The sequence below is a fragment of the Pseudomonas sp. ASL7 genome, assembly GCF_056680375.1.
In genome coordinates this window covers 3,507,050-3,530,219 of record NZ_CM155279.1, presented here as the reverse complement: position 1 = coordinate 3,530,219, position 23,170 = coordinate 3,507,050, and the positions used below count along the sequence as shown (strand labels likewise).

18 protein-coding genes and 1 pseudogene are annotated in these 23,170 nt (G+C 58.9%); 10 read left to right on the top strand and 9 right to left on the bottom strand.

What is annotated here, in order from left to right; genetic code table 11:
- Window positions 1-251: 251 nt before the first annotated feature.
- Window positions 252-1,775 (bottom strand): fumarate hydratase, encoded by a 1,524-nt coding sequence (locus tag AC1MDT_RS16295; RefSeq protein WP_057960547.1) that lies wholly within the window; start codon window positions 1,773-1,775, stop codon window positions 252-254.
- Between the two features lie 460 nt (window positions 1,776-2,235).
- On the opposite strand from AC1MDT_RS16295, the gene AC1MDT_RS16290 reads away from it, so the two are divergent.
- Both AC1MDT_RS16290 and AC1MDT_RS16285 read left to right on the top strand, forming a co-directional pair.
- Window positions 2,236-3,342, top strand: a complete 1,107-nt coding sequence (locus tag AC1MDT_RS16290; protein ID WP_480418096.1) for a GGDEF domain-containing protein — start codon at window positions 2,236-2,238, stop codon at window positions 3,340-3,342.
- Window positions 3,335-4,270: an iron-sulfur-binding ferredoxin reductase gene (locus AC1MDT_RS16285; protein WP_480418095.1), complete on the top strand. Its 936-nt coding sequence runs from the start codon at window positions 3,335-3,337 to the stop codon at window positions 4,268-4,270. The genes AC1MDT_RS16290 and AC1MDT_RS16285 overlap by 8 nt, the downstream gene beginning before the upstream one ends.
- A gap of 213 nt (window positions 4,271-4,483) precedes the next feature.
- Here the strand turns inward: AC1MDT_RS16285 and pyk are convergent, their stop codons facing one another.
- On the bottom strand, window positions 4,484-5,935 hold the full coding sequence (pyk, locus tag AC1MDT_RS16280) for a pyruvate kinase (RefSeq protein ID WP_480418094.1): 1,452 nt from the start codon (window positions 5,933-5,935) through the stop codon (window positions 4,484-4,486).
- Between the two features lie 157 nt (window positions 5,936-6,092).
- Between pyk and AC1MDT_RS16275 the strand changes: the two genes are divergently transcribed.
- The 3 genes from AC1MDT_RS16275 (at window position 6,093) to sbcB (ending at window position 8,742) form a co-directional block, all read left to right on the top strand.
- Window positions 6,093-6,467 carry a tetratricopeptide repeat protein gene (locus AC1MDT_RS16275; protein ID WP_480418093.1) on the top strand — a complete coding sequence of 125 codons (375 nt, stop codon included), beginning with the start codon at window positions 6,093-6,095 and terminating at the stop codon, window positions 6,465-6,467.
- 229 nt (window positions 6,468-6,696) lie between these two features.
- The gene (locus AC1MDT_RS16270; RefSeq protein ID WP_414910159.1) at window positions 6,697-7,056 is read left to right on the top strand and encodes a PilZ domain-containing protein; all 360 of its coding nucleotides are present in this window, start codon (window positions 6,697-6,699) and stop codon (window positions 7,054-7,056) included.
- Between the two features lie 255 nt (window positions 7,057-7,311).
- A complete protein-coding gene (gene sbcB, locus AC1MDT_RS16265) occupies window positions 7,312-8,742 on the top strand; it encodes an exodeoxyribonuclease I (RefSeq protein ID WP_480418092.1) in 1,431 nt (476 codons plus the stop codon).
- A 99-nt stretch (window positions 8,743-8,841) separates the two neighbouring features.
- Here the strand turns inward: sbcB and mvaT are convergent, their stop codons facing one another.
- The gene (gene mvaT, locus AC1MDT_RS16260) at window positions 8,842-9,219 is read right to left on the bottom strand and encodes a histone-like nucleoid-structuring protein MvaT (protein ID WP_414910161.1); all 378 of its coding nucleotides are present in this window, start codon (window positions 9,217-9,219) and stop codon (window positions 8,842-8,844) included.
- Window positions 9,220-9,558: 339 nt separating this feature from the next.
- On the opposite strand from mvaT, the gene purU reads away from it, so the two are divergent.
- Entirely contained in the window at window positions 9,559-10,407 is an 849-nt protein-coding gene (purU, locus tag AC1MDT_RS16255) for a formyltetrahydrofolate deformylase (protein WP_480418091.1), read from the top strand.
- Window positions 10,408-10,492: 85 nt separating this feature from the next.
- On the top strand, window positions 10,493-10,690 hold the full coding sequence (locus tag AC1MDT_RS16250; RefSeq protein WP_480418090.1) for a hypothetical protein: 198 nt from the start codon (window positions 10,493-10,495) through the stop codon (window positions 10,688-10,690).
- A gap of 877 nt (window positions 10,691-11,567) precedes the next feature.
- On the opposite strand, the gene gpgF is transcribed toward AC1MDT_RS16250, so the two are convergent.
- The 5 genes and pseudogenes from gpgF to AC1MDT_RS16225 all read right to left on the bottom strand — a co-directional run.
- Complete coding sequence (gene gpgF / locus AC1MDT_RS16245; protein WP_480418089.1) at window positions 11,568-12,563, bottom strand: glucosaminyl phosphatidylglycerol flippase; 996 nt, start codon at window positions 12,561-12,563, stop codon at window positions 11,568-11,570.
- Window positions 12,560-13,336, bottom strand: coding sequence for an N-acetylglucosaminyl phosphatidylglycerol deacetylase (gpgD, locus tag AC1MDT_RS16240; protein ID WP_480418088.1), 777 nt, complete (start codon window positions 13,334-13,336; stop codon window positions 12,560-12,562). The genes gpgF and gpgD overlap by 4 nt, the downstream gene beginning before the upstream one ends.
- Window positions 13,329-14,453 (bottom strand): N-acetylglucosaminyl phosphatidylglycerol synthase, encoded by a 1,125-nt coding sequence (gene gpgS / locus AC1MDT_RS16235; protein ID WP_480418086.1) that lies wholly within the window; start codon window positions 14,451-14,453, stop codon window positions 13,329-13,331. Before gpgS ends, gpgD begins: the two co-directional genes overlap by 8 nt.
- A 174-nt stretch (window positions 14,454-14,627) precedes the next feature.
- A complete protein-coding gene (locus AC1MDT_RS16230; protein WP_428608872.1) occupies window positions 14,628-15,392 on the bottom strand; it encodes a methyl-accepting chemotaxis protein in 765 nt (254 codons plus the stop codon).
- A gap of 93 nt (window positions 15,393-15,485) precedes the next feature.
- Window positions 15,486-16,517: pseudogene (locus AC1MDT_RS16225) on the bottom strand (HAMP domain-containing protein); the annotation flags it as partial.
- Between the two features lie 186 nt (window positions 16,518-16,703).
- Here AC1MDT_RS16225 and AC1MDT_RS16220 point away from each other — a divergent pair.
- On the top strand, window positions 16,704-18,191 hold the full coding sequence (locus AC1MDT_RS16220; protein ID WP_480418085.1) for a helicase HerA-like domain-containing protein: 1,488 nt from the start codon (window positions 16,704-16,706) through the stop codon (window positions 18,189-18,191).
- A 126-nt stretch (window positions 18,192-18,317) separates the two neighbouring features.
- Here AC1MDT_RS16220 and AC1MDT_RS16215 read toward each other — a convergent pair whose 3' ends face one another.
- Window positions 18,318-18,773, bottom strand: a complete 456-nt coding sequence (locus AC1MDT_RS16215) for a DUF721 domain-containing protein (RefSeq protein WP_480418084.1) — start codon at window positions 18,771-18,773, stop codon at window positions 18,318-18,320.
- Window positions 18,774-19,080: 307 nt separating this feature from the next.
- On the opposite strand from AC1MDT_RS16215, the gene secA reads away from it, so the two are divergent.
- Window positions 19,081-21,816, top strand: coding sequence for a preprotein translocase subunit SecA (gene secA / locus AC1MDT_RS16210; RefSeq protein WP_480418083.1), 2,736 nt, complete (start codon window positions 19,081-19,083; stop codon window positions 21,814-21,816).
- A 120-nt stretch (window positions 21,817-21,936) separates the two neighbouring features.
- Window positions 21,937-23,154: a bifunctional glutamate N-acetyltransferase/amino-acid acetyltransferase ArgJ gene (gene argJ / locus AC1MDT_RS16205; RefSeq protein WP_480418082.1), complete on the top strand. Its 1,218-nt coding sequence runs from the start codon at window positions 21,937-21,939 to the stop codon at window positions 23,152-23,154.
- Window positions 23,155-23,170: the final 16 nt, after the last annotated feature.

Below are 23,170 nucleotides of genomic sequence, written 5' to 3'. Positions count from 1 at the left end.
CGGGGCATTACACGCGTATTCAGGAGGGGGCCGCACCATATCATGGGCTTCCCCTGTCATCCCACAAAACCAACCCGTCCCCTTGTAGGAGCGAGCTTGCTCGCGATGGAGTGTCAGTCGACACCTGTTTAGCTGACACACCATCGCGAGCAAGCTCGCTCCCACAAGAGCAGGCGTGGGCAAAAACCGTGGGCAACAAAAAAGGCGACAGGAGTAACCCCCTGTCGCCTTTGCTTTGTCAGTCTAAGCGCTTACTGCACTTCTACCGCCAGGCTTTCACTGATCTTTTTCTGCCAGATGGCAGGACCGGTGATGTGTACTGACTCACCCTTGCTGTCGACAGCGACGGTAACCGGCATGTCTTTGACGTCGAACTCGTAGATCGCTTCCATGCCCAGTTCGGCGAATGCCACCACGCGGGATTTCTTGATGGCTTGCGCCACCAGGTAAGCCGCGCCGCCAACCGCCATCAGGTACACGGCTTTGTGGTCCTTGATCGCTTCGATCGCGGTCGGGCCGCGCTCGGATTTGCCGATCATGCCCAGCAGGCCGGTTTGCTCGAGGATCTGACGGGTGAACTTGTCCATCCGCGTTGCGGTGGTCGGACCGGCAGGCCCCACCACTTCTTCGCGCACCGGATCGACCGGGCCGACGTAGTAGATGAAGCGACCCTTGAGGTCCACCGGCAAGGTTTCACCCTTGTTCAGCATCTCGACCATGCGCTTGTGCGCTGCGTCGCGACCGGTGAGCATCTTGCCGTTGAGCAGGACGGTTTCGCCCGGCTTCCAGCTCTGCACGTCTTCCGGGGTCAGGGTGTCGAGGTTGACGCGACGGGCCGATGGACCGGCTTCCCAGACGATTTCCGGGTAGGCATCCAGCGGTGGCGCTTCCAGCGAGGCCGGGCCGGAACCGTCGAGCACGAAGTGGGCGTGACGGGTGGCGGCGCAGTTGGGGATCATGCACACCGGCAACGAAGCGGCGTGAGTCGGGTAGTCCATGATCTTCACGTCGAGGACGGTGGTCAGGCCACCCAGGCCCTGGGCGCCGATGCCCAGTTGGTTGACCTTCTCGAACAGCTCCAGACGCATCTCTTCGATACGGTTGGACGGACCGCGCTTTTTCAGCTCGTGAATGTCGATGGATTCCATCAACACTTCCTTGGCCATCACCGCGGCTTTCTCGGCGGTGCCGCCGATGCCAATGCCCAGCATGCCCGGTGGGCACCAGCCGGCGCCCATGGTCGGAACGGTCTTCAGTACCCAGTCGACGATCGAGTCGGACGGGTTGAGCATGGCCATTTTCGACTTGTTCTCGGAACCGCCGCCCTTGGCCGCCACGTCCACTTCCACGGTGTTACCCGGAACGATGGAGTAGTGGATAACGGCCGGGGTGTTGTCCTTGGTGTTTTTACGAGCACCCGCCGGGTCGGCGAGGATCGAAGCACGCAGGACGTTTTCCGGCAGGTTGTAAGCCCGGCGCACGCCTTCGTTGATCATGTCGTCCAGGCCCATGGTGGCGCCATCCCAACGTACGTCCATGCCCACGCGTACAAAGACGGTGACGATGCCGGTGTCCTGGCAAATCGGGCGGTGGCCGGTGGCGCACATACGCGAGTTGATCAGGATTTGCGCCATCGAATCGCGCGCTGCCGGCGATTCTTCACGCAGGTAGGCCTCGTGCATCGCCTGGATGAAGTCAACGGGGTGGTAATAGGAAATGAACTGCAGGGCGTCGGCAACGCTCTGAATCAGGTCGTCTTGCTTGATCACGGTCATGAGTCGCGCTCCTCTAAAAGACGGGAACATTCAATAAGGTGCTTGCAGCTTGGGTGCATCGGTCGGTTGCAAGCACCTTTACAAGGCACGCCGGGGTGCTGGCGCGACGCTAAAAAGGCGCGGCAGTATACCGCGCCTCGGTTCCGGGTACACGCGCCGACGGTCAAACATTGGTCGTATACCGCACACGATCCCTGTAGGAGCGAGCTTGCTCGCGATAAATTAGAAGGCGACGCATTTTTCCAGACAGTACGCGTCATCGTTTACGTCCATCGCGAGCAAGCTCGCTCCTACAAGGTGTGGGTCCATCGCGAGCAAGGTATGAATAAGGGGCATGGCTTTGGCGCCAATTTTTCAGCCCCTAAAATTGAATGGTCATTTATCAGACACGCCACTAAAGTGGCATTCGGCCTGTAGAGTAGACACTCCAACAGCCTCCTTTCGCACGGTGAGTCAACGATTGACCCATAACGCCCTCCAGCGCCTTTTGCTCAAACGTTTTGCCCTCGCAGCCGGCACTTACGCCCTGGCTCTGGTTTTGTTGTGGCTGGCATTTTTCACTGGCCACTACGATGAGCCATTAGCCAGCGTGGCCGTCGGCAGTGCGCTTGTCGTCATCAGCCAGGGGGCGCTTTTCGCGGTGTTTTATTCGGGTTTCAACCTTCGGTTCGACGATCCGAGCCTGACCGAAGCGCAGGTGTTGCTGGGACTGGGTTGGCAAACCTGGCTGATCGCCCATCTGGATGTGGCTCGCGGCGCCTTTCTGGTGTTCTACGTACTGATTCTGCTGTTCGGCCTGTTCCATCTGTCACGCCGGGCCTTGACTCGTTGCGCGCTGTTGGTTTTCTTCAGTTTCAGCGCAATCACGCTATGGGAGGGCTACCACTTCCAACTAGCCGATCCGGCACTGGCGGTGCTGCAGGTATGTGTGTTGTTTATTGTGCTGGTCTGGCTGGTGCTCTACGCCCGTCACGTCCAGGCCTCGCGGCAACGCATGCGTCAGCGGCGGTTTGCTTTGCAGGCGCACCAGGACACGTTGCGGGGGATGATGCGCCAGCTCGAAGACTTGGTGGCGACCGATGAACTGACCGGGCTGTTCAATCGCCGACATTTCCTGCGCCTGGCTTCCCGCGAGCTGAACACCATGGAAGTCGGGGTCGTGCATGGCTTGGCGCTGATCGACCTCGACCATTTCAAACGGATCAACGATGTCCACGGTCACGCCGCCGGCGATCAGGTGCTGCAAGCCTTTGCCGGCGTTGCCACTGCCTGCCTGCGCGAGGGGGATGTGCTGGCCCGCTACGGTGGCGAAGAGTTCGTGCTGTTGTTGCCCGATTGCAATGCCGAGCGATTGACCTCGTGTTGCGAACGGCTGCGCATTGCATTCACCGATGTCGAGTTGATCGGCCTTAACGTGAGGAACCTCAGCCTTAGCGCTGGCATGACGCTGCTGGAACTGGACGATGATCTCGACGACGCTTTGCAGCGGGCGGATCAGGCGCTCTATCGCGCTAAACGTGACGGTCGCAATCGTTGCGCGGCGGCGTGGGAGAACGTTGATGCCTGAATTGCGCGTGGGAGAACGCCACTGGTCGGTGGCGACCGGCAGCAATTTGCTTGATGCGTTGAATCAAAATGGCGTGTCAGTGCCTTACAGCTGTCGCGCCGGCAGTTGTCATGCCTGCCTGGTGCAGTGTGTACAAGGGCTGCCCAGCGACAGCCGACCTGATGCCTTGAGCGCCGACCAGCGTCAGCAAGGCTGGCGCCTGGCCTGCCAGTGTCAGGTGACCGAAGATTTGCAGGTGCACACCTTTGACCCGGAGCAGGACGGGCTCCCGGCCGAGGTCGCGGCCGTCGATTGGTTGTGTGCCAGCGTGCTGCGCTTGCGCCTGACCCCGCAACGACCTTTGCGCTACGGCGCCGGACAACATCTGGTGCTGTGGGCCGGTAGCGTGGCGCGGCCGTATTCGTTGGCCAGCCTGCCGGAAGAGGACCGCTTTCTGGAGTTCCATATCGATTGTCGTCAGCCGGGAGCCTTCAGCGATGCCGCGCGCCAGCTGCGGATTGGTGATTTGATCAGCCTCGGTGAGTTGCGCGGCGGCGCCTTGCATTACGACGCTGACTGGCACAACCGACCGCTCTGGTTGATGGCATCGGGCACCGGTCTGGGACCTTTGTTCGGCGTCCTGCGCGAAGCATTGCGTCAGGATCATCAGGGCGTTATCCGCGTTATTCACCTGGCCCATGATGCCACTGAGCACTATCTGGCCAAGCCCCTGCAAGCCATGGCCGCCAGCCGTCCGAACCTCAGTGTCGAGCTCTGGACCCCTGCCGGGTTACCAGAAGCATTAGCGCAACTGCGCCTGGTTTCCCGACAAACCCTGGCTCTGGTCTGCGGGTCTCCCGATAGCGTCGACGCCTTTTCCCGACGTTTGTACCTGGCGGGACTGCCGCGTAATCAACTGCTGGCCGATGTTTTCACTCCTCGTGGTTGAGCGCTGATTTTCTTCGGTGTCTGTGCGGCCCCCTTCGCGAGCAGGCTCGCTCCCACATTTAATCTCCAGTGTTTGTGAAATCAGTGTGGGAGCGAGCCGGCTCCGGGCGGCGTTCCGACGAAGGGGCCCCACAGGCAACACATCTTCAGGCTCAGAAACGCAAAAGCCCCGCCATTCACATGGCGGGGCTTTTGTTTTTCAGCGGTCGATCACTCAGACCATCGGATCGCCAACGTGCAGGATTTTCATCCCGTTGGTGCCACCGATGGTGTGGTAGCTGTCGCCCTTGGTCAGGATGACCCAGTCGCCTTTCTCGACGACACCGCGCTTGAGCAACTCGTCGATCGCAGCCTGGCTGACTTGCTCAGGCGGCAAGGACGCCGGGTCGAACGGTACGGTGTAGACGCCACGGAACAGGGCGGCGCGAGCCTGGGTTTCGCGGTGCGGGGAGAACGCGTAGATCGGCACCGAGGAACGGATGCGCGACATGATCAACGGCGTGTAGCCACTTTCGGTCAAGGCGATGATCGCTTTTACGCCCGGGAAGTGGTTGGCGGTGTACATGGCCGCGAGGGCGATGCTCTGGTCGCAGCTTTCGAAGACCTTGCCGATACGGTGGCTGGAGGTCTTGCTGGTCGGGTGCTTTTCAGCGCCGACGCAGATGCGCGCCATGGCTTGCACTGCTTCCAGCGGGTACAGGCCCGCAGCACTTTCAGCCGAGAGCATCACGGCGTCGGTGTAGTCGAGCACGGCGTTGGCCACGTCTGACACTTCGGCGCGGGTCGGCATCGGGTTCTGGATCATCGACTCCATCATCTGGGTCGCGACAATCACAGCCTTGTTGTGGCGGCGTGCGTGCAGAATGATTTTCTTCTGAATGCCCACCAGCTCGGCGTCGCCGATTTCCACACCCAGGTCACCACGGGCAACCATCACCGCATCGGAGGCTTTGATCAGCGCATCGAGGGTATCGTCGTCGGCGACGGCTTCGGCGCGTTCGATCTTCGCCACCAGCCAGGCAGTACCGCCAGCCTCGTCGCGCAGTTGACGGGCGTATTCCATGTCGGCGGCATCGCGCGGGAAGGATACCGCGAGGTAGTCGACTTCCATTTCCGCAGCGAGCTTGATGTCGGCCTTGTCTTTTTCAGTCAGGGCCGGAGCCGTCAGACCGCCGCCGCGACGGTTGATGCCTTTATGGTCGGACAGCGGTCCGCCGATCAGTACGGTGCAATTCAGTTCGGTGGCGGTGGCGGTATCGACGCGCATGACCACGCGGCCATCGTCGAGCAGCAGCTCATCGCCTACGCCGCAATCCTTGACCAGATCCGGGTAATCGATGCCGACCACTTGCTGGTTGCCTTCGGTCAACGGATGGCTGGTGGAGAAGGTGAATTGATCACCGATCTTCAGCTCGATCTTCTTGTTGGCGAATTTGGCGATACGGATTTTCGGGCCTTGCAGGTCACCCAGCAGAGCGACGAAGCGCCCGTGCTTGGCAGCGAGGTCACGCACCAGCTTCGCGCGAGCCTTGTGCTCGTCGGGGGTGCCGTGGGAGAAGTTCAGGCGGGCGACGTCCAGGCCAGCCAGAATCAGCTGTTCGAGAACTTCCGGCGAGTTACTGGCCGGGCCAAGGGTAGCGACGATTTTGGTACGACGGACGGACATGCAAAGACTCCTGAGTTCAAGCGCTGAGTGAGGCTACTATGCTCTCCGGTTGTAGTCATTGTTCATGTGCACTACTTATTCGCTTGTTTCTTTAAATGAACATTCTTGAAGATTTTCGCCAACGGGTCGATACAGAGCTCAAGACAGGAGAACCCCCATGCGATTCGTGCTCATAGCCGCCCTTGCCCTCAGTGTTGTGGGCTGCACCCGTTGGTCGATGAACCACCATTTGAATAACGCCTACAGCGCCTATGACCGGGGCAATTGCGAGCAAGTGATGCTTGAATTATCCAAGGTCGACCGCGACAGCCGCGAGCGCCGCTACGTGCAACCGGAAGTGTCGATGATGCGCGGCCTCTGCCTGGAACGTCAGATGATGTTTATTGATGCGGCCCAGACTTACCAGTTCATCATCGCGACCTATCCGGAAAGCGAGTACGCCTATCGCGCCCGCGCACGGCTGGAAACCTTGCAGAGCCTGGGTCATTACCCGATTCGTTCCGCCGCGGTCGTGCGCCCGACACAGTTCTGATCGCAGCGCTCATCTAAAGGCTGGCCGACCGATGACGGTGAGCTATAGTCGAAAGAATCGGTTTTGGAGTTATGTCTCCAAGCCGACGTAACACCTGTGATCGGCAGACGTAAGCGGCAACGGTTCCACGGATTGTCGCACCGGGATCGGGGAGAGCGCGTTTGCCAGGCAGACCCGTTCCGAAGCATTAGTGCGGCCCTGCTTAAGGGTCTTGCGTAGCGAATTCAGCATGTTTACTGACCGCCGGATCGAGCGGCATCAACTGCCGTATTTTCTGAGAGTGTTCAACAGCATCACCGACAAACCCATCGGCTTCCTGGGCAACGTGAGCGAAGACGGGCTAATGCTCATCAGTCAGTTGCCGATGATGATCGGCGCCGATTTCGATCTGCGCCTGAAAATCCCCGCAAGTGGCGGCATTGTGCAAGTCATTGATGTGCGGGCGTGTTGTTTGTGGTGCCATGAAGATGCCAACCCCCATCACTATGACGCCGGTTTTAGCCTGCAACGGGCACCGCCGGAATATGGGCAACTGGTCAGTGCGCTGCGCCAGTACTTCAGTTTTCAGCCGTTGCCGGCGTCTGTCTGATAACTCCTCCTGTAGGAGCGAGCTTGCTCGCGAAGGACCTTAACGGTAACGCGTTCTTCCTGAATAAACGCGTTGCTCTCAAGTCCTTCGCGAGCAAGCTCGCTCCTACAGGTGTGCCCAATCCTACGCGACACCACCGCGCTTCCAATTCAAATAGTGCGTCACCAACGCTGGCCCCAGCGTTTTTGCGGGACTACTGGCCGGGGCGGGATGTGAACGCCTAGACTTCGCCGATCATCAGTTCAGGAACTGCCCGTGACCTCCATCTTCTGGTACGACTACGAAACCACGGGCATCAACCCCCGTTGCGACCGTCCGCTACAAATGGCGGGGATTCGCACCGACGTCGATCTCAATGAAATCGACGAGCCGGTCAACCTCTACTGCCAGCCCAGCGACGACATCCTGCCGCACCCTGCCGCCTGCGCGATCACCGGTATTACGCCCGGTCGACTGGCCGAGCAAGGACTGAGCGAAGCCGATTTCATGACCCGGGTGCATGCGCAGCTGGCAACGCCCGGCACCTGTGGCGCGGGGTACAACACGCTGCGTTTCGACGACGAAATGACCCGCTACAGCTTGTACCGAAACTTTTTCGACCCTTACGCACGTGAGTGGCAGGGCGGTAACAGCCGCTGGGACCTGATCGATGTGGTGCGGGCGGCGTATGCCTTGCGCCCGGATGGCATTGTTTGGCCGAAGGACGACGATGGGCGGATTACGCTCAAACTTGAGCGTCTGACTGCCGCCAACGGTATTGATCATGGCAATGCCCACGAAGCGCTGTCGGACGTTCGCGCTACCATTGCCCTTGCCCGCTTGATACGCGAAAAGCAGCCAAAACTGTATGACTGGCTGTTTCAGTTACGCGGTAAGCAACGGGTGATGGATCAGATTCGGCTCTTGCAGCCGATGGTGCATGTTTCCGGGCGTTTTTCGGCAGCACGCAACTACGTCGGTGTGGTGCTGCCGCTGGCTTGGCACCCTCGTAACCGCAACGCCCTGATTGTCTGTGACCTGCACCTGGATCCTCAAAACCTGCTTGATCTGGATGCCGAAGCATTGCGCCAGCGGTTGTATACCCGCCGCGATGACCTGGCCGATGGCGAATTGCCGGTGCCACTCAAGCTTATCCACATCAATAAATGCCCGGTGGTGGCACCGTTGTCGGTACTTCGTCCTGTCGATCAGCAACGTCTCGAGCTGGACATGGCGCTCTATCAGGCGCGGGCGCTGCGGCTAAGTGACGCACAAAAAGTTTGGCACGATAAAGTTCTGGCGATTTATGCGAGCGAAGACTTTTCCCCGAGCCAAGACCCTGAGCAACAGTTATACGATGGTTTTATCGGTGATCGGGATCGGCGTTTATGTGAGCAAGTCAGAACCGCGGACCCCGTGCAATTGGCGCAACAGCAATGGCCTTTCGATGATGAACGTTTGCCGGAATTATTGTTTCGATATCGCGCACGTAACTTCCCCGATACGTTGAATTTTGAAGAGCAAGAACGTTGGCGAATATTCTGTCAGCAACGTTTGTCAGACCTCGAGTGGGGGGCGCCCAATACACTGGAAACTTTTGTAGAAGCCGCAGCCCAATTGAACTTTACGGCTACATCGTTTCAGCGACAGGTGCTGAATGAGTGGCAGGATTATGTGCACGGGTTACGCAAACGTTTGAATCTTTGAAAACGAATATGTCCATGGCTCGACAATCGGGCATAAAAAAACGCCAGCATCGGCTGGCGTTCTTTTCATCGCGGATCAGTCCGCGACAAGCTCTGCGGCTTAGCCCAGCAGAGTTGCCCAGCCTTCAACCACGTCACCGCCCCACTTGGCTTTCCACTCTTTCAGAGTTTTGTGGTTGCCACCTTTGGTTTCGATGACTTCGCCGTTGTGCGGGTTTTTGTATTGTTTAACTTTGCGAGCGCGTTTGGTGCCAGTAGTTTTTACTGCGCCGCCACGTGCAGCCTTGGTTTTGGCTTCTGGATCCAGCAGTGCGATGATGTCACGCAGGGACTTGGAGTATTCGCCCATCAGGGTGCGCAGTTTGCCTTCGAATTCCAGCTCGGTTTGCAGTTTGTCGTCTTGGGACAGATTCTTCAAACGGGCTTGCAGCTCTTTGATAGCTTCTTCGGTGGCGCGATATTCGTTGATCAAGGACATGAGGATTACCTTATGTTGGGCGCTGGATGGCAAAAGACAGTGAGGCAATAATAGTCAGGGTGTTTCATCAAGTAAACATTTAACCGGGGTTTATTTAATTTAGTTGCGGTGAATAGCGGATAAATTGGATGTGCATTTAAGTAGCCTGACGCAGGGGTCACAGATATTCACAATTGAGCTCTTGAAGATTAGCTACAAGAGCACCATCGCGCGGGAAGAGGGTAACGCCAGCACCTGAGTCACCGGACCAACGTGCAAGGCAAGGCATCATCAATACTTTAGTTTTGCTGCGTAATCGCTAGAATGACGGCCTTTGCGAAGTTCTGGAGTTTCCCCCTCATGCGCACTTTTCGGCTGGTGATTTCTTGCCCGGACCGCGTCGGCATCGTTGCTAAAGTCAGTAACTTTCTGGCGTCACATAACGGCTGGATCACTGAGGCGAGCCATCACTCGGACAATCTCAGTGGCTGGTTCTTCATGCGTCACGAAATTCGTGCCGACTCGCTGCCTTTTGGTATCGAAGCGTTTCGCGAAGCCTTTGCACCGATTGCGCAAGAGTTCTCGATGGACTGGCGCATCACTGATACGGCGCAGAAGAAGCGCGTGGTGTTGATGGCCAGCCGCGAGTCCCACTGCCTGGCCGATTTGCTGCATCGCTGGCACAGTGATGAACTGGACTGCGAAATTTCCTGCGTGATTTCCAACCATGATGACTTGCGCAGCATGGTCGAGTGGCACGGTATTCCTTATTACCACGTACCGGTCAATTCGCAGGACAAAGAGCCGGCGTTTGCCGAAGTCTCGCGCCTGGTTAAACAGCACGATGCCGAAGTGGTCGTACTTGCCCGTTACATGCAAATCCTGCCACCGCAGTTGTGCCGCGAATATGCCCACAAGGTGATCAACATTCACCACAGCTTCCTGCCGTCGTTCGTGGGTGCCAAGCCGTATCATCAAGCGTCCTTGCGCGGCGTGAAGTTGATTGGCGCTACTTGCCACTACGTGACCGAAGAGCTGGATGCGGGTCCGATCATCGAACAGGACGTGGTGCGTGTGAGTCACAGCGACAGTATCGAGGACATGGTGCGTTTCGGTCGTGACGTCGAGAAGATGGTGCTGGCTCGTGGTCTGCGTTATCACCTGGAAGATCGGGTGTTGGTGCACGGCAACAAAACGGTCGTGTTCTGACCGCAGCACTGCACGGTTGAAATTCGAAGGGCCTGGGCGTTCAATCGTCCCAGGCCCTTTGCCGTTTCTGCACGAGGATTTGATCATGGCCGATCCGCTGGACAAAGCCACTTCCAAGGCCCCCGCTACAGTGGGGGAGGGGTGTTTGAGCCGATACGACCCGGATGACTTGAGCCCCGAAGATGGCACGGAATTTCCTGGTGCTATGGAGTTGTGGGAGGCGTTGAATTCTGAGCCTGAACTTGTATCTGCTGGGGATGGGGTAGTGGTGACGAGGCCGTGAAGTTTGGCTGGCTCTTTGATTGTGTGTATATCCGTTTTTTGGGTAGCGGCCGCTATTGGTTTCGCTCTTACAGCGAGTCACTTTCGAAGAGCGCGAAAGTAACCAAAGCGCTCATGCCCCTTTCGTTCGGTGCCTCGCTGTGGCTCGGCATGCCCTCGCTCCGGTCCTGCTCCGTGGGCCCGCCGCCATCGGCCATCCATGGCCGGGGGCGGCTAACCCGGCATCCATGCCGGGTTGCCCACTACGCAGAACCTCCACTCGGCCTCTCGAGGGGGCGGTGCGTCAAGATCAAAAGCTGAAGGCGAGCTAACGCTCGGCCTGATGAGTGGTGGGAATCAAAAGCGCTACCCCGCCCCAATATCCAATGTAGGAGCGAGCTTGCTCGCGATGGACGTGAACGATAACGCGTGCTGTCTGGAAAAATGCGTTGCCTTCGAATTCATCGCGAGCAAGCTCGCTCCTACATTGCTCGCGAAGCTCTTGCCCTTGCCCTTGCCCTTGCCCTTGCCCTTGCCCTTGCCCTTGCCCTTGCCCTTGCCCTTGCCCTTGCCCTTGCCCTTGCTTTGGCTTTGGCTTTTGATCTACCTGCCCCTTTCCCAGAGGCCGAGCGCAGGCGTTGCGCAGGGGGCACCGCGGCAAGGATGCCGCGGTAGCCGCCCCCGGCCATGGATGGCCGATGGCGGCGGGCCCCCGGAGCAATGCCGGAGTGAGGGCATGCCGAGCCTAGGCGAGGCACCGAATGGAGGGGCAAGCGTTTTTGGTTACTTTTTACTGGGCCGGCATTCCGGGCGTTTGTAAAAAGTGACTCGCCGTAAGGGCGAAACCGCCAGCCGGCATTATCAAAAAAACGGATATGCACACAATCAAAAAAATCCTCCTAAGCCTGCTTAACCTTCATCAACTTCTTAAGCAGCGGCCGCCCCAGCATCAGCAAAAATACTGGGCCACCGACCACCAGGTAGAAGTAATAAGTCACCGCCCGCCAAATCAGAATCGCCGCCGCCGCGGTAGATTTCCCCACCATCGGTGCCAACAACGCCGCCGAAGTCAGTTCTGCCGCCCCGGCACCGCCCGGCAACAGGCTGAACTGCCCGGCGCTCAGAGAAAGCATCTGGATCAGAAAACACCAGGCCCACTGCAAGTCCGCCCCGAGCCCATGCAGCGTCAGATATAGCACGCTGTAGCGTAAGACCCAATGCAGGCAGGTGAGGGCAAACACCTTGATCAGCGTCTGAAAAGGCAATTTCAACGTGTCCGTAAACGCCGCCAGGAAGTGCAGGAGTTTGCGTGCCCAGCGCAGACGCGTGGTGGCTTTGACGTTCACGCGAGCGAGCAACCGGCCGCCAAGACGAATCAGCAACCGGTGGTAGCGGGCGATCACCCCACAACAGATCAACCCACCGAACAGGGAAATGGCGCTTACGGTCAGCAGCCATTCCATGCGCTGGCTGAGGTGCTGGAACAGTGCATAAATCAGGATCCCGCTCAGCGCGCAGAGGAAAAACAGCCAATCGCTGAGCTGGTCCATGGCGAACACGGCGCTGCCCCTGGCCGGGCGCACGCCGTTGCGTGCCAGCAACGCCATGATCGTCAGCGGTCCACCGCTGCCGCCGGGCGTGGCGCAATAGGCGAACTCGGCGGCCATCACCACGCCAAGGCTTTTGAACCGACTCACCTTGTAGCACTGATCACCCAGCAACAGGCGCAAGCGCATCGTATTCACCAGCCAGCACAGCAGGATCATGCCGAACATGATCAACAACCAGCTCAGCGGAAAGCTTTGCAATCGCGACGCTGTCTGATTGCCGCCAAGCAGCAGTGGAATCAGCACCGCAGCGAGCAGGGCGACGAGCAGCAGAATCCCGCGGCTCATGCGGCGCGACCGATGGGGTCGCTTTGTGATGCCAGCCACCCGGCCTTGGTCATCGGCACACGGCCTTCCTCGAGCAATCGCTTGAGTGTTTGCAGCCAGTAAGTGCGCGAGAACTCATGGCGCATGTCCACTGGATGCAGGCCCAGGCGAATCACCGGCGCCTGGCGCCAGCGCTGTTCGCGTTTGTCGCTGACAAGTTTTGACAGGCCTCGGCGCCAGGCACTGCGTGCACTCCAGACCAGGCCCGGGGCATCGATCGCCGTGAAGTCCGGCAGACGATAGAGATGCTGCGGGTCGCTGGTGTAGTTCAGCGGTAATTGGTGCAAGGCCTCGCGGGTACCGTCGCTCATTAACCAGGCTGGGGCGACGAAACCCTCCAGCGGCCAGTCAAAGCGCCGGAACACGTCGATGCCCGCATGTAGGCGGCCCAATGCCGCCTCCCTGGACAAACTGTAGAACTCACCTTCATGGGTGTAGACGCGACGCATGAACCAGTCTCGAGGATTGTTCGCGGAGGGGGTGTCATCGCAATGAAAATAGCCGTGCAACGCCAATTCATCACCCCGGGCAACCCGGCCGCTCAGTAGGCGTCGAAATCCTGGATGGGCATTCAGGTCGTGGTGTTTGTGAAAGTCCGGTACCACCAGCCAAGTCAGCGGCACCTCGCCTAACGCATCGACGGCTTCAACGAAGGGTTGGTAATCGGCCCAGGTTGGCGGTGCAACATCATGCAGCACCACTAAAAGGCTGCGTGGGTTCATGAGCTCAACCATTGGCGGCCAGCGGCCATGGGTGGCTGCCGAGCACAGCGTGATAGTGCCCCAGCAGGCTGTTGACCACCGAGTCCCACGAATAATGCAGCTCAACATGGCTGCGAGCCTGCTTGCCGAAAACGGCGCTGCCCGACGCGAACAACTCGTGGACTGCATTGGCCATTGCCGACGAATTATTCGGAGCGCAGAGCAGGCCGCATTGATCGGTAACAATCTCTTGAAAAGCCCCGGCCGCCACGGCCACGACCGGAATGCCACTGGCCATGGCTTCCAGAATCACCAGACCGAAGGTTTCCTGATCGCCAGCGTGCAGCAGCGCATCGGCACTGGCCATTAATCGAGCAACTTGCGCCGTCGGGCAGAAATCATCAATCACGGTGACGTTGTCCGGCACCACGGCCGGCATCGATGAGCCGACCAGCAGCAGGTGATAACGTCGGCCCAGCCGACTCATGCAGTCGAGCAGCACCGGCAGGTTTTTTTCCTTGGAGCCACGCCCGGCGAAGATCAGCAGGTGCGTATTTTCATCGAGGCCCAATTCGGCCCGCAGACCGGAGTCTCGCAAGCCGGGGTTGAAGGTTTGCAAGTCCACGCCCAAGGGCTGCACGAAAACGTTTTTCACCCCCAGGCCGATCAGTTTGTCGGCCATGACCTGGCTCGGCGCCAGAACCCGGTCGAAGTTGCCGTAAAGCTTGCTGACATAGGCTTCGACATTCCCGGTGACCCAGTTGCCCATGCGGTTGCTGACCAACAGTGGCAGGTCCGAGTGATAAAAGCCGATCGCTGGCACGTCGAGTTGGCGTTTAGCGTCCAGAGCCGCCCACGCGGTGAGGTAAGGGTCGCCGACTTCAATCAGGTCGGGCTGCAAATCCTGCAGAACGTTGCGCCAGGGCGCGAGGCGGAGGGGGAAGCGATACCCCTTGCCGAAGGGGAGGGCGGGGGCCGGAACGGTGTAAACGCCATCCTGTTCACTGAAGGAAGGCCCAGGGATCAGCAGGCTATGGCGAATGCCCGGTTTGATGCCCAGGCGACGGTGTTTTGCATCAAGATAAGTGCGCACGCCACCGCTGGCAGGGGCGTAGAACATCGTTATGTCAGCGATATGCACGATGAGCATCCCTCCGGTCCGTTGTTCTCCCTTGGTTGACCTTTATGAAGGATAGATGTTCGGCTGGGGTTTTGCGTTGACGGGGAGGGCGCCTTCGCGAGCAGGCTCGCTCCCACACTGATCTCACAAACACTGGAGATTAAATGTGGGAGCGAGCCTGCTCGCGAAAGGGTCAGCCAGACGCTAAATACGGAAGCTGCCTACCAACTGTTTAAGGCGCGCCGCCTGCTGTTCAAGGTCAGAACACGCGCGCAACGTCGACTGCAGGTTTTCCACCCCTTCCTGGTTCAGTGTATTGATCTCGGTGATGTCGACGTTGATCGACTCGACCACCGCCGTCTGTTCCTCGGTCGCCGTCGCTACCGATTGGTTCATCCCGTCGATTTCGCCGATGCGCAAGGTCACGCTGTTAAGGCGTTCGCCGGCCAGGTTGGCGATTTCGACGCTGTCCTGACTGTGGCGCTGGCTGTCGCTCATGGTACTGACGGATTCACGAGCGCCGACTTGCAGCTCCTCGATCATGGTCTGCACCTGCTGCGCCGATTCCTGGGTGCGGTGCGCGAGGTTACGAACTTCGTCGGCCACCACGGCAAAACCGCGCCCGGCTTCACCGGCACGCGCAGCTTCAATGGCCGCGTTGAGCGCCAGCAGGTTGGTTTGCTGGGAAATGCTGGTGATCACTTCGAGAATCTGCCCGATGTTCACCGTTTTGCTGTTCAGCGATTCGATGTTGGTACTCGAGGCGCTGAGCATGCTCGACAGCTGATTCATCGCGACAATGCTGCGATCCACCACTTGCTGGCCGTCTTCGGCGAGGCTGCGGGCGTCGCTGGCCTGACTCGACGCTTGCGCGGCGTTGCGGGCGATTTCCTGGGCGGCAGCACCGAGCTGATTGATCGCTGCGGCAACGCTGCTGGTGCGTGAAGCTTGCTGGTCGGAGTTGAACATCGACGAATTCGAGGCGGCCACGACTCGCAAGGCCACTTCGTTGACTTGCCCGGTCGCCGAGGACACTTCGCGGATCGAACTGTGAATACGCTCCACGAAACGGTTGAACGCGGTGCCGAGGAGGCCGAATTCGTCGTTGTTCTGAATGGTCAGGCGTTTGGTCAGATCGCCTTCACCGTCAGCGATGTCGGCCATGGCGCGGGTCATGACGTGGAGCGGCTGGATCAGGATACGGATCAGCATGCCCAGCAGAGCAATGATGATCGCCACGGCTATGAGGGTCGCGATGATCGCTGAGGTACGGAATTCGCTAAGCGTGGAATAGGCCTTGTCCTTGTCCACGGACAGGCCAATGTACCAATTCACCGACGACAGTCCTTTGATGGGGGTGAAGGTCATGATCCGGGTTTTGCCATCCACCTGGATTTCGCTCAGGTCGCTGCTGATTGCAGGCGTGTCCTGTGGGTAAACCTCCTTGAGCGATTTCATCGCCAGCGCTTTGTCGGGGTGTACCAGGATCTTGCCGTCCGAGCTGACCAGAAAGGCATACCCCATGCCGCCGAAGTCCAGGGCCTTCAGGCTGTCTGCAATCACTTGCAAACTCAAGTCGCCGCCGACCACTCCGATGTTCTGTCCATCCTTGACCACGTTGTCAACGATGGAAATCACCAGTTGACCGGAGGCCAGGTCAATGTACGGTTCAGTCAATGCAGAACCGCTGGCGCTCTGCGCAGTCTTGTACCAGGGACGAGCGCGAGGGTCATAGCCATCGGGCATCTTGCTGTCTGGACGGATGATAAAAGAACCATCCTTGTTGCCCAGGTAGGCGCCCATGAAGGTCGACGTGACGGCCTTCTGTACAAGCAGTTTGGAAACGTTGTCGGTATCGGGGTTCATTGCAACGGTTTGCGACAGGTTTTCGATCAGCAAGCTGCGACCGGACAGCCAGGTCTGGATGCTATTGGCAGTGACTCGTCCCGTCTCCTGCAGATAGTGTTCCAGGTCCCTTCGAATGGCGTTTCGCTGTAAATAGTCGTTGTACAGCGTGAACGAAGCGAAGGCGACGATGACGATGAGCGCGGCGGCAAGCAGGATTTTATGGCTGAAATGCAGATTTTTGTTCATAGCTTGGAGTGTCCGCTAAGGTCATATTGTTTGGGGCGTGTAGCTGTTAACGCGCGCAAAATGGAGCATATAGGCGCGAGTCGAGAATTCCTGGCTCCCTGCGGAATGTCGGGCCTTGCGCTGCGTTGAGTCTCTCAGTTGTTTCTATCGGCCGTGCAGAATCAAAGATTAATCATGGGTGACCAAATGCCTGATTCATTGCAGCTCGTTATCGGTGCCGATCTCGCGGGGCAGCCGATCGCTCAGGCCATGCGCCTGGCGAACCGTCACGGTCTGGTTGCGGGCGCCACCGGTACCGGCAAAACCGTGACCTTGCAACGAATGGCCGAAGCGTTCAGCGATGCTGGCGTGGCAGTGTTTGCCGCCGATATCAAAGGCGACCTGTGCGGTCTGGGCGCCGCCGGCAATCCTCAAGGCAAGATTGCCGAGCGCATCGCCGGGATGCCGTGGCTGAACTACAAGCCTCAGGCGTATCCGGTAACTCTGTGGGATGTTCACGGTCAGTCCGGCCATCCATTGCGCACAACCTTGAGCGAAATGGGCCCCTTGTTGCTGGGTAGCCTGCTGGAATTGACCGACAGTCAGCAATCGGCGCTGTACGCCGCCTTCAAGGTGGCGGACCGCGAAGGGTTGCTACTGCTGGACCTGAAGGATTTGAAGGCGCTGCTCAATCATCTGCGTGACCACCCCGAATTGCTCGGTGACGACGCCGCGCTGATGACCACCGGCTCCAGCCAGGCGCTGTTGAGGCGTTTGGCGACCCTGGAACAGCAAGGTGCCGAAGCACTCTTCGGCGAACCGGCCTTGCAACTCGAAGACATTCTGCAACCGACCGCCGATGGCCGTGGGCGCATTCACTTGCTTGACGCCAGCCGTCTGGTCCACGAAGCGCCGAAGGTCTACGCGACCTTCTTGCTGTGGTTGCTGGCCGAACTCTTCGAGCAGTTGCCGGAACGCGGCGATGCCGACAAACCGTTGCTGGCGCTGTTTTTCGATGAGGCACACTTGTTGTTCGCGGGTACGCCCAAGGCGTTGCAGGATCGCCTGGAACAGGTCGTGCGGCTGATTCGTTCAAAAGGCGTGGGTGTGTATTTCGTCACCCAATCGCCCGGCGATTTGCCGGATGACGTGCTGGCGCAACTGGGCCTGCGTATCCAGCATGGCTTGCGCGCGTTTACCGCAAAAGAGCAGAAGTCCCTGCGAGCGGTGGCCGAGGGCTTCCGTCCCAACCCGGCGTTCGATGCTTTGTCGGTACTGACCGAGCTGGGGATCGGCGAGGCGCTGGTCGGCACCTTGCAAGACAAGGGCACACCAGAGAGGGTCCAGCGCGTCCTGGTCGCGCCGCCGCAATCGCGGATCGGGCCGTTAAGCGAAGCCGAGCGTACGGCGTTGATCGCCAGTTCACCGTTGCAGGGGCGGTATGACAAGCCGATTGATCGAGAGTCGGCTTATGAAGTGCTGATGGGACGCAAAGGTCTGGCGCCAGCGCCTGAAGCAGCGCCGGGCAAACCCGCCGTTGAAGAACCAAGCTTCACCGACAAGGCTGGGGAGTTCCTCGGTACGGCGGCAGGGCAGGCGCTGAAATCGGCGATGCGACAGGCGGCTAATCAGTTGGGCCGACAATTGGTACGCGGCTTGATGGGCTCATTGCTCGGTGGCAGCAAACGCCGATAGCAAGTGGGCACGGTAAAAAAAAACTGTGGGAGCGAGCCTGCTCGCGAATGCGGTCTGGCAATCAACGCAAGGGTTGACTGATACACCGCTATCGCGAGCAGGCTCGCTCCCACAATTGGATTTATGTCAGGCCTTGGGTTTTGCGTGGGCCGCCAGGCGTTCCAGCGCCGCCCGCAGATTTGGATCGCTGATCCCCTCAGCCGTGGCCTGAATGGTCGCGCCCGCATCCGTCGACAAACTGATGGTATGGCCCGCCGCCCCTTGCTGAACCGTGGGTGGCTGCACCTTGAACAGAATCCGCGTCAAACTGGCGAACTCGTCGAACATCTGCAATTGCCGTTGCAGGCGTTTTTGCTGGTACCGCAGGCGGGTAGCCCAATGACCGTCGGTGACAATCAGCAATAAACTGCCTTCGCGCCATGAGGCCACATGGCAATGTTCGCGCGCGGCGGGCTGCAATTGGCTTTCCAGCAGACGCTGTAAATGACCCAGGCGTTGAGCATGGCCAAAGATGGCTTTCAGCGGTTTGGCTTCGCGAAGCAGAACGGCGGGTGCTCTGGCCGTAAGAGGGCGAAATGCCATGATCAGACACCTGAAGTAACAGAGCCGCCATGGTAGCAGAAAGCACCCGATTCACCCGACCCATTGCTTTGCGAGCGCTTTACCCATTAAATCAACAAGTAACTTATGCCGTGAATGGCTTGAAGTTCAGCCAAAAGCCCTTATTTTAAGTGAGCCCCGTCAAAGCGCTGTGCCAGCATCGTGGAATAACGCCACTTTCCTCACCATCGTTTCCGGGTAGAATGCTCGTTCGCATGCGGCCATGAGGGCTGCTCGGGCGACTCACGGGGCCGCCCTCCATCCCTTTAGTGTGGAAGATCCTGCCGATATGTTTGCGCCTTTGTTAAAGAAACTTTTTGGAAGCAAGAACGAGCGTGAAGTCAAACGCATGCTCAAGACGGTGCAACTCGTCAATGCCTTCGAAGAGCAAATGGTGGCCCTTTCGGACGATCAATTGCGTGCCAAGACAGATGAGTTCAAGGCCCGCATCGCCAAAGGGGAAGACCTCGACAAGCTGCTGCCAGAAGCCTTTGCGGTCGCCCGCGAAGCCGGTAAGCGCGTCATGGGTATGCGCCACTTCGATGTCCAGTTGATCGGCGGCATGACCTTGCATGAAGGCATGATCGCGGAAATGCGTACCGGTGAAGGCAAGACCCTGGTGGCGACACTGGGTGTTTACCTGAACGCGTTGTCCGGCAAAGGCGTGCACGTTGTCACCGTGAACGACTACCTGGCCCGTCGTGACGCCAACTGGATGCGTCCGCTCTACGAATTCCTCGGCCTGACGGTCGGCGTAGTCACGCCATTCCAGCCGCCGGAAGAGAAACGCCTGGCCTACGCCGCCGACATTACCTACGGCACCAACAACGAATTCGGTTTCGACTACCTGCGCGACAACATGGCGTTCAGCATGGAAGAAAAATTCCAGCGCGAACTCAATTTTGCCGTAATCGACGAAGTCGACTCCATCCTCATCGACGAAGCCCGTACCCCGCTGATCATTTCCGGTCAGGCCGAGGACAGCTCCAAGCTGTACATCGAGATCAACAAACTGATCCCGCAGCTCGAGTTGCATATCGAAGAAGTGGAAGGCGAAGTGACCAAGGCCGGTCACTACACCGTCGACGAGAAGACCCGCCAGGTCGAACTCAACGAAGCCGGGCACCAGTTTGTTGAAGAAACGCTCACCCGCATCGGCCTGCTGGCTGAAGGCGAGAGCCTGTATTCGGCGCACAACCTGGGCCTGCTGACTCACGTTTATGCCGGTCTGCGTGCGCACAAACTGTTCCATCGCAACATCGAGTACATCGTGCAGGACGGTCAGGTTGTCCTGGTCGACGAACACACCGGTCGTACCATGCCGGGCCGTCGTTTGTCCGAAGGCCTGCACCAGGCCATCGAAGCCAAGGAACACCTGAACATCCAGGCCGAAAGCCAGACGCTGGCGTCGACCACGTTCCAGAACTACTTCCGTCTGTACAACAAGCTGTCCGGCATGACCGGTACCGCTGACACTGAAGCGTTCGAATTCCACCAGATCTACGGTCTGTCGGTGATGGTCATCCCGCCGAACAAGCCACTGGCGCGTAAAGATTACAACGACCTGGTGTTCCTGACCGCCGAAGAGAAATACGCGGCGATCATCAACGACATCAAGGAATGCATGACCCACGGCCGTCCGGTGCTGGTGGGTACTGCAACCATCGAAACTTCCGAGCACATGTCCAGCCTGCTCGAAAAGGAAGGCATCGAACACAAGGTTCTGAACGCCAAGTTCCACGAAAAAGAAGCCGAGATCATTGCCCAGGCCGGTCGCCCAGGCGCACTGACCATCGCCACCAACATGGCCGGTCGTGGTACCGACATCCTGTTGGGCGGCAACTGGGAAGTGGAAGTTGCTTCGCTGGAAGACCCGACCCCTGAGCAAATCGCCCAGATCAAGGCCGACTGGCAGAAACGTCACCAGCAAGTGCTCGAGTCGGGCGGCTTGCAGGTCATCGCTTCCGAGCGTCACGAATCGCGCCGTATCGACAACCAGCTGCGTGGTCGTGCCGGTCGTCAGGGGGACGCCGGTTCCAGCCGTTTCTACCTGTCGCTGGAAGACAGCCTGATGCGTATCTTCGCCTCTGACCGGGTGAAGAATTTCATGAAGGCCCTGGGCATGCAGCCTGGCGAAGCGATTGAACACCGTATGGTGACCAACGCCATCGAGAAGGCTCAGCGCAAGGTTGAAGGGCGCAACTTCGACATTCGTAAGCAGCTGCTTGAGTTCGACGACGTCAACAACGAACAACGTAAAGTGATCTATCACATGCGTAACAGTTTGTTGGCCGCTGACAACATTGGCGAAACCATTGCCGACTTCCGTCAGGACGTACTCAACGCCACCGTCAGCGCGCACATTCCTCCGCAATCGCTGCCTGAGCAGTGGGACGTAGCGGGCCTGGAAGCTGCGTTGCAGAGCGATTTCGGTGTGGCGCTGCCGATCCAGCAATGGCTCGACGAAGACGATCACCTGTACGAAGAAACCCTGCGCGAGAAACTGCTGAACGAATTGCTGGCGGCTTACAACGAGAAAGAAGAGCAGGCGAGCGCCGAAGCGCTGCGCACCTTCGAGAAGCAAATCGTACTGCGCGTGCTCGACGACCTGTGGAAAGACCACCTGTCGACCATGGATCACCTGCGTCACGGCATCCATTTGCGTGGTTATGCGCAGAAGAACCCGAAGCAAGAGTACAAGCGCGAGTCCTACACGCTGTTCTCCGAGCTGCTGGATTCGATCAAGCGCGACTCGATCCGTGTGCTGTCGCATGTTCAGGTTCGCCGCGAAGATCCAATCGAAGAAGAGCAACGCCTGCGCCAGGAAGCCGAAGCACTGGCGGCACGCATGCAGTTCCAGCACGACGAAGTACCGGGTCTTGAGCAGCCGGAGCTGCTGGGTGAAGAGGTTGATGTTGCCCTCGCCACCGCGCCGGTACGCAACGAACAGAAGCTGGGCCGCAACGAACTGTGCTACTGCGGTTCGGGCAAGAAGTTCAAGCATTGCCACGGGCAGATCCAGTAAAACCCGTTTAATACGCTGAAATACCCGCGCCGCGACCGGCATAAGCCGTCGCGGCGTTTTGCCATTTAAACCACCGTTCTTCCTGACGACGGTGCTGACATCTTTTTAAGGAGCGCATTCATGGCTGTTGGTCTTGGTCCTTTGCCAACGTTGCACCCGGTTGCCGGTTTTGAACTCGGTATCGCCTCGGCCGGCATCAAGCGCCCGGGGCGCAAGGATGTTGTGGTCATGCGCTGTGCCGAAGGTTCTACCGTGGCAGGCGTGTTCACCCTGAACGCCTTTTGCGCAGCGCCGGTGATCCTGGCCAAGCAGCGCGTGCAAGGTCCGGTGCGTTACCTGCTGACCAACACCGGCAATGCCAACGCCGGTACCGGTGAGCCTGGCCTCGCCGCCGCCGAGCGCACCTGCGCCAAACTGGCTGAGCTGACCGGCGTCGATGCCAGCCTGGTGCTGCCGTACTCCACCGGTGTGATCGGCGAACCGCTGCCGGTCGAGAAAATTGAAGGCGCGCTGCAAGCCGCCCTCGACGACCTGTCGGTCAACAACTGGGAAGCAGCCGCCACCGGCATCATGACCACCGACACCCTGCCGAAGGGCGCCAGCCGCCAGTTCCAGCATGACGGTGTGACCATTACCGTGACCGGGATCAGCAAAGGTGCGGGCATGATTCGTCCGAACATGGCAACCATGCTCGGCTACATCGCCACCGACGCCAAAGTCTCCCGTGACGTCTTGCAAAACCTGCTGCTGGACGGTGCCAACAAGTCGTTCAACCGGATCACCATCGATGGTGACACGTCGACCAACGACTGCTGCATGCTGATCGCCACGGGGCAGGCGGCACTGCCGGAAATCACCGAAGCAAGCGGTCCGCTGTTCGCTCAGCTGAAGCAAGCGGTGTTCGAAGTCTGCATGGACGTGGCCCAGGCCATCGTTCGCGACGGTGAAGGCGCGACCAAGTTCGTCACCGTTGAAGTCAACGGCGGCGGCAATCACCAGGAATGCCTGGACGTCGGTTACACCGTGGCTCACTCGCCGCTGATCAAGACCGCACTGTTCGCCTCCGATCCGAACTGGGGCCGTATCCTGGCCGCCGTCGGCCGTGCCGGTGTGCCGAACCTGGACGTGAGCAAGATCGACGTATTCCTCGGCGATGTATGCATTGCCAGCCGTGGTGCGCGTGCCGCGACTTACACCGAAGCCCAGGGCGCGGCGGTGATGCAGCAGGAAGAAATCACCATCCGTATCGAACTGGGTCGCGGCGATTGCAGCGAAACCATCTGGACCACCGACTTGTCCCACGAATACGTGAAGATCAACGCCGAGTACCGTACGTAAATAAAGTCAGAACCGA

Bases quoted from the DNA above. Each gene is read 5' to 3' on its own strand.
- argJ (WP_480418082.1), top strand. From the start codon at position 21,937: ATGGCTGTTGGTCTTGGTCCTTTGCCAACGTTGCACCCGGTTGCCGGT.
- AC1MDT_RS16270 (WP_414910159.1), top strand. From the start codon at position 6,697: ATGTTTACTGACCGCCGGATCGAGCGGCATCAACTGCCGTATTTTCTG.
- AC1MDT_RS16285 (WP_480418095.1), top strand. From the start codon at position 3,335: ATGCCTGAATTGCGCGTGGGAGAACGCCACTGGTCGGTGGCGACCGGC.
- secA (WP_480418083.1), top strand. From the start codon at position 19,081: ATGTTTGCGCCTTTGTTAAAGAAACTTTTTGGAAGCAAGAACGAGCGT.
- gpgD (WP_480418088.1), bottom strand. From the start codon at position 13,336: ATGGTTGAGCTCATGAACCCACGCAGCCTTTTAGTGGTGCTGCATGAT.
- purU (WP_480418091.1), top strand. From the start codon at position 9,559: ATGCGCACTTTTCGGCTGGTGATTTCTTGCCCGGACCGCGTCGGCATC.
- pyk (WP_480418094.1), bottom strand. From the start codon at position 5,935: ATGTCCGTCCGTCGTACCAAAATCGTCGCTACCCTTGGCCCGGCCAGT.
- AC1MDT_RS16215 (WP_480418084.1), bottom strand. From the start codon at position 18,773: ATGGCATTTCGCCCTCTTACGGCCAGAGCACCCGCCGTTCTGCTTCGC.
- AC1MDT_RS16250 (WP_480418090.1), top strand. From the start codon at position 10,493: ATGGCCGATCCGCTGGACAAAGCCACTTCCAAGGCCCCCGCTACAGTG.
- AC1MDT_RS16220 (WP_480418085.1), top strand. From the start codon at position 16,704: ATGCCTGATTCATTGCAGCTCGTTATCGGTGCCGATCTCGCGGGGCAG.
- AC1MDT_RS16295 (WP_057960547.1), bottom strand. From the start codon at position 1,775: ATGACCGTGATCAAGCAAGACGACCTGATTCAGAGCGTTGCCGACGCC.
- gpgS (WP_480418086.1), bottom strand. From the start codon at position 14,453: ATGCTCATCGTGCATATCGCTGACATAACGATGTTCTACGCCCCTGCC.
- AC1MDT_RS16230 (WP_428608872.1), bottom strand. From the start codon at position 15,392: ATGTTCAACTCCGACCAGCAAGCTTCACGCACCAGCAGCGTTGCCGCA.
- gpgF (WP_480418089.1), bottom strand. From the start codon at position 12,563: ATGAGCCGCGGGATTCTGCTGCTCGTCGCCCTGCTCGCTGCGGTGCTG.
- AC1MDT_RS16275 (WP_480418093.1), top strand. From the start codon at position 6,093: ATGCGATTCGTGCTCATAGCCGCCCTTGCCCTCAGTGTTGTGGGCTGC.
- mvaT (WP_414910161.1), bottom strand. From the start codon at position 9,219: ATGTCCTTGATCAACGAATATCGCGCCACCGAAGAAGCTATCAAAGAG.